The sequence below is a fragment of the Vibrio sp. S234-5 genome (assembly GCF_000960595.1).
Lineage (GTDB): Bacteria > Pseudomonadota > Gammaproteobacteria > Enterobacterales > Vibrionaceae > Vibrio.
Window position 1 is genome coordinate 1 of record NZ_JZAM01000333.1, and the last position, 1,003, is coordinate 1,003.

At 41.5% G+C, this 1,003-nt stretch carries 1 protein-coding gene and 1 pseudogene; both read right to left on the bottom strand.

Features of this window, described 5'->3' with window-relative positions:
* Positions 1-186 (bottom strand): annotated as a pseudogene (locus tag UF06_RS27240) (hypothetical protein); the annotation flags it as partial.
* 158 nt (positions 187-344) lie between these two features.
* On the bottom strand, positions 345-749 hold the full coding sequence (locus UF06_RS18875) for a DUF1801 domain-containing protein (RefSeq protein WP_045571807.1): 405 nt from the start codon (positions 747-749) through the stop codon (positions 345-347).
* Positions 750-1,003 lie beyond the last annotated feature (254 nt).

Here is a 1,003-nt window from a genome sequence, read left to right on the forward strand (position 1 = left end):
GTCTGAACCACAACTAAAGCATTTAGCACTTTCTGGATCTGCTGTTTTACATTCAGGATGCTTTATCAAATAATTCTCAAGTGTCGGCAATTTGTGCCAATCATCATCCTGTGGCTTCGAATATGATACAAAATAGTAGAATATTGCAGCCGCGCCAAAAGCTAAAACCAACCAAATGAAATCCATCTCTTTTCCTCAAGTTATCACGAAAACATAACGCCCGCTTAAGGGGCAGCCAACGCTACTACCAACTTACTGCATAACACCGTAACCACAAAAACCAATGCATAGTAAAAATGCCACGCGTTGGCTGTCCCTCTTGAAGCGTTTGTTATGTGAATTTTTCACACGCCCAAAAGAGGCAGGTTTTTACGCTGATGATAGGTTAAAGCTAACTCTAGACAGGACTTGATGACCGTTTCTGGTAGCGGTTTAGATAAGGTCAGGACTATTGCTCTATTTCCCTGAAACACCAACTCGTCACCATACAACTCCCGAAATGTATCGACTAGCTTAGTTTGGCAATTAAAGAATAGGTAATAATTATTAGGAGACTTAAGCTTCCAGTCCATTCTTAACGGACTGCCCGTTTTTACACTGTAGCTTGGCTCTCCCCATTTTAGAGTTTCATCGACTTCACCCAGTTTCAACTCAGATGCGACTTGAAAGACTAAATTTCGCAGCTCTTCTAACCTAACACGAGCATTTTCCGGATACTCATCAAACCGATCTTTGACTACCTTGTCCATTGGAATCTCCTATTCACATAACGCCGCGTTAAGGGGCGCCGGCACGCAATACAAAAGTTGCTGCATAACACCTTAACCACTAAACCCAACGCAAATTGAAAATGCCACGCGTGCCAAGTCCCTCTTAAACGCTTTGTTATGCTTAAGCTTCAATGACTTACGTTTCACCAGAACCTAGATTAACTCGACTTTAATTCACAAACAAAAGCCGAAAACCAAAAAACTGAAATGACTCATAATTTTGAAAATCCCGT